The following is a 5,267-nucleotide window of genomic DNA, read 5'->3' as shown; positions in this document are numbered from 1 at the left end:
CCATTGACACCAATGGACCAAACTTTGTAATCTTCGGGTCCGCGGAATAATCGCGCGGATGGAGTAGCACTCATGGTAGCAGTGGCGGATGGTTGATCCTGAGCCTGGCTCATCATCGGGGTGGTTGCTAACAGCAAGCATGCAGCCCTCCATAGAATGGATTTGTTCATAAGAATAACGGTTAGGTTATACAATTTTTTGTCGATAAAAAACAGGTAGGACAGGAATGAAATAGCTGAAAGGAAGGCGAGGCTATGAACAATTTAGTGTTTTGGGTTATTTAGTTATAGGTGTCTTTGAGAAGGTCTGACACATACGATAACTAAATATTTAAATCAAATATAGGGCACCTGACTGACATAATTTCATATTTTTTTGCTTGGCATAATCATTGACAAACCAACGACAAACACGAAAACATACTTACAACTAAAGGATAATCTTTAATACTATGGGAAAAATAATAGGCATTGACTTAGGAACTACCAATTCATGCGTTGCCGTAATGGAAGGTAACGAACCGGTAGTGATTGCCAATGATGAGGGCAGGAGAACAACCCCATCTGTAGTGGCTTTTTTGAAGAACGGAGAAAGGAAAGTAGGTGACCCTGCAAAGCGTCAGGCTATTACCAACCCCGTAAACACTATTATGTCAGTGAAGCGTTTTATGGGCCGTCATTTTGACGAAGTTTCCAGTGAAGTGAGTCACGTTACATATAAAGTGGTAAAAGGTGATAACAACACCACACGTATTGATATTGACGGCAGATTATATACGCCGCAGGAGATTTCAGCAATGATCCTGCAGAAAATGAAGAAAACCGCTGAAGATTATTTAGGTCAGGAAGTAACAGAAGCAGTTATCACTGTACCTGCTTACTTTAATGATGCACAACGTCAGGCGACCAAAGAAGCCGGTGAAATTGCCGGTCTGACGGTTCGTCGTATTATCAATGAGCCTACCGCTGCGGCACTGGCTTATGGTATGGACAAAAAACACCTGGACAGCAAAATCGCTGTATTTGACCTTGGTGGTGGTACCTTCGATATCTCCATCCTGGAATTAGGTGATGGCGTATTTGAAGTAAAATCTACCAATGGTGATACACACCTCGGTGGTGATGACTTTGATAAAGTGATCATGGATTGGCTGGCAGACGAATTCAAGAAAGATGAAGCAGTAGATTTACACAAAGATCCAATGTCATGGCAGCGTTTGAAAGAAGCTGCTGAGAAAGCCAAGATCGAATTATCTTCTTCTCAGGAAACTGAAATCAATCTTCCTTATATCACTGCAGTGGATGGCGTTCCTAAACACTTAGTGAAAAAATTAACCCGCGCTAAATTTGAGCAGCTGAGCGATAGCCTGGTGGAAAGAACACTGGAGCCTTGCCGCAAAGCACTGAAAGATGCCGGTATGAACACTTCTGAAATTGATGAGATAATATTGGTAGGTGGTTCTACCCGTATTCCTAAAATCCAGGAAGTAGTTGAAAAATTCTTCGGTAAAAAACCTAATAAAGGTGTAAACCCGGATGAAGTAGTAGCCGTAGGTGCTGCCATTCAGGGTGGTGTGCTGACAGGTGAAGTGAAAGACGTACTGTTACTGGACGTTACTCCACTGTCACTGGGTATCGAAACAATGGGCGGTGTAATGACCAAACTGATCGAATCCAATACCACTATTCCTACCAAGAAATCTGAAACTTTCTCTACTGCAGCAGATAGCCAACCTAGTGTGGAAATCCATGTACTGCAGGGCGAAAGACCAATGGCCAGCCAGAACAGAACACTGGGCCGCTTTATCTTAGGTGATATTCCTCCGGCTCCGCGTGGCGTTCCTCAGATCGAAGTAATCTTTGACATTGATGCCAACGGTATCCTGCACGTAACTGCAAAAGATAAAGGCACCGGTAAAACACAGAACATCAAAATTGAAGCAGGTAGCGGTTTGAACAAGGAAGAAATCGAAAAGATGAAAGCCGAAGCGAAAGCCAACGAATCTGCAGATAAAGAACAACGTGAGCAGATCGAAAAGCTGAATAAAGCGGATAGCCTGATCTTCCAGACAGAAAAGCAAATTAAAGAATACGGTGATAAACTGCCTGCTGACAAGAAAGAAACCATCGAAAACGCACTGAATAAGTTGAAAGAAGCACACAAATCCCAGGACGGTGCACAGCTGGATGCAGCTACTGCTGAACTGGAAGCTGCGTGGACGGCTGCTTCTGAAGAGCTGTACAAAGCTTCTCAGGGTCAACCGGAAGGTGCACAGCCTAACGGCGGTCAGCAACAGGGGCAACCTAATGCTGCTAACGATGGCGTAACAGATGCTGAATTCGAAGAAGTAAAATAAGCGCGATTTTTTGTCTTACCCAGGATTATACTGATTAAGATGATTATCACGATTTTTTTCTGAGATTGTATAATTAAAAAAGATTAGCGGAGATTAACAATAAATTGTTGGTCTTCGCTAATCTTTTTTTAATCTCAGTAATCAAAAAAAAGAAAATCGTGATAATCATCTTAATCAGTATAATCCTGGGTAAGACAAAAAACCGCGGAAATCTTCTTAATCAGTATAATCCTGATAAGACAAGCTATTTTTTCTTACTTTGTTCCGGCTTAGCCGGGACCAGATGAATTATAGACTACGTTTTTACCTCCGATACCATACTTATTACGGGCAGGAACTTTACCTGCTGGGTAATTTATCTGCACTGGGCAGTGATGTGCCCAGGCATGCCCGCCGCATGCAATGGTGGAATACAGATTGGTGGTATACCGATATTCAGCTGGCGCCCGGTGAAACATATACCCTGCAATACCAGTATATTTTAAGAGAACTGGAAGAAGTGATATATGAAGGAACTGTCAGGGAATTTACCTTTACCCCCGGACAACATACCGACGTTGTTTTTACCGATACCTGGAACGATGCGGACCGCCCGGAAAATGCCTGGCTCGCCGCACCCTTTTCCCGCGTATTTTATCCCAGACCTGCTGCTGCTGTTAATGGATTACTAACTGCCACGCATATATTCCGCGTACAGGCGCCCCTGTTAGAGAACCATAAAACCATTTGTTTATTGGGTAGCAATCAGCAAACCGGTAACTGGAATATTTTACAGCCGTTATTGTTGCAATACGATGCCCATGGCTGGTTTTCTGTGGCCCTGGATCTTTCCGGTATACCTGTACCGCTTTACTATAAGTATGGCATTTACGATCTAAATATCCAACAATTTGTAGCGTACGAAAAAGGCGATAACAGGGAATTGCATACGGTAGCAGTGGCAGGCAGACAGGTAATACTGCATGATGGCCTGGTGCGGATGGACTATACTCCCTGGAAAGGTGCCGGCGTAGCTGTGCCCGTGTTCAGCCTGCGGAGTGAGGAAGGGTTTGGTACGGGGGAATTTGCCGACCTTCCCCAACTGGCGCAATGGGCACAGGACAAAGGATTGCAACTGATACAGGTACTTCCGGTAAATGATACCATTCAAACCAATACCTGGAAAGATTCCTATCCCTACGCCGCTATTTCTTCTTTTGCCCTGCATCCCCTCTACATACGATTACAAATGGTAGGTACCCTGCCGAAAACGCATCCGTTGCAGCGGCAATTTGGTCGTTTACGGCAATGGCTAAACGAAAAGGAAACGGTCGACTATGAAACGGTGATGTCCTTTAAGCTGGCCTATCTCCGGGCATTATACGAAGCAGAAGGAGAGAAGCTGCAAACACGCGATTACTGGCAGTGGTTTGCTTCCAATGAACACTGGCTCCTCCCGTATGCAGTATATTGCTACCTGCGCGACAGCTATCAGACAGGCGATTTTACCCAATGGCCGGTATATAACGTATACGACTACACGGCAATTAATAAGCTTATTATAACAGATGAAGCAGCGGCGGCAGCAGCCCATTACCACTTCTTCGTACAATATCACCTGCACCGGCAGCTGGCCGCTGCCACTGCGGCAGTACACCAACACGGTGTAGCCCTGAAAGGAGACATTCCTATTGGCGTGGCCCGTCATAGCGCAGATACCTGGATGAATCCCGAAGGTTATCACCTCGATATGCAGGCGGGTGCTCCTCCAGATAGTTTCACCACCACCGGGCAAAACTGGGGCTTTCCTACTTACAACTGGAAACAAATGAGCTCCAATGGCCTGGAGTGGTGGCAGCAACGGCTCCGGCATATGTCCGTTTACTTCGATGCATTCCGGATTGATCATATCCTGGGTTTTTTCCGCATCTGGCAAATACCACGAGATGCCATACAGGGAATCCTCGGTTATTTTCATCCAGCCGTTCCCGTTAGTAGGGAAGAAATGCGCCAACGTGGAATTGATTTTGAGGAAGACCGCTTCTGTACACCCTATATTACCCACGCCATCCTGGAAGATATGTTTGGTAACTATGCCGGCATGATGAAAGAGGAATTGATGGAACCTTTGGCAGATGGTCGTTACAGGCTGCGGCCCGCATTTAATACCCAACGGAAAGTGCTGGAATCGGACCTGCCGGAAGCGGTAAAAAATATGCTTTATAACCTTATCGCAGATGTATTGTTCATAAAAGTAACAGACCGGAACAGAACGTTGTACCATCCCCGTTATGATTTGGCGGCTACACGTTCTTTTGCTGCATTGGATAATAAGAGCCGCAAAAATTTATCGGCATTGTATCATGATTATTTCTACGTACGGCAGGAGAGTTGCTGGCGCAAAGAAGCCATTCATAAACTGCCACTTATAAAAAGAGCGACCAATATGCTCATTTGTGGAGAAGACCTGGGCATGGTGCCAGCCTGTGTACCCGGCGTAATGAAGGCACAGGGCATCTTAAGCCTGGAAATAGAACGTATGCCCAAAGCAGATGATGTGACCTTTACTGCAATATCAAAAGCGCCGTATTTGTCTGTCTTAACCCCTTCTACGCACGACATGAGCACCCTGAGAGGATGGTGGCAGGAAGACATTCATATCTCCCGAAAATATTACCAACAGGAACTACATCACAAAGGCCCCACACCCGCAGCAGCCACTCCAGCCCTGATCCGGGAAATCATTGCCCGCCATATGAAGGCGCCCGCCATGTGGCGTATTTTTCAGATCCAGGATCTGCTGGCTGCCGAAGGACGTTCCACCGGCCATCCGGACACAGAAAGGATCAATATTCCCGCAGTAGCATCGCACTACTGGCGATACAGGATTCCGAAGGATGGTCTTGGAGCAGGATTATACTGATTTTGATGA

General features: G+C 45.6%; 2 protein-coding genes. Both read left to right on the top strand.

Annotated elements, in window-relative coordinates; all coding sequences use genetic code 11:
- Positions 1–451: 451 nt before the first annotated feature.
- On the top strand, positions 452–2,356 hold the full coding sequence (gene dnaK / locus VIP81_RS14380) for a molecular chaperone DnaK (RefSeq protein WP_331961826.1): 1,905 nt from the start codon (positions 452–454) through the stop codon (positions 2,354–2,356).
- A 283-nt stretch (positions 2,357–2,639) separates the two neighbouring features.
- The gene (locus VIP81_RS14375; RefSeq protein WP_331961823.1) at positions 2,640–5,258 is read left to right on the top strand and encodes a 4-alpha-glucanotransferase; all 2,619 of its coding nucleotides are present in this window, start codon (positions 2,640–2,642) and stop codon (positions 5,256–5,258) included.
- Positions 5,259–5,267 lie beyond the last annotated feature (9 nt).

The organism is Chitinophaga sp., assembly GCF_036566945.1.
In the GTDB taxonomy this organism is placed as follows: Bacteria; Bacteroidota; Bacteroidia; order Chitinophagales; family Chitinophagaceae; genus Chitinophaga.
This window is presented reverse-complemented; position numbering and strand designations above follow the sequence as displayed.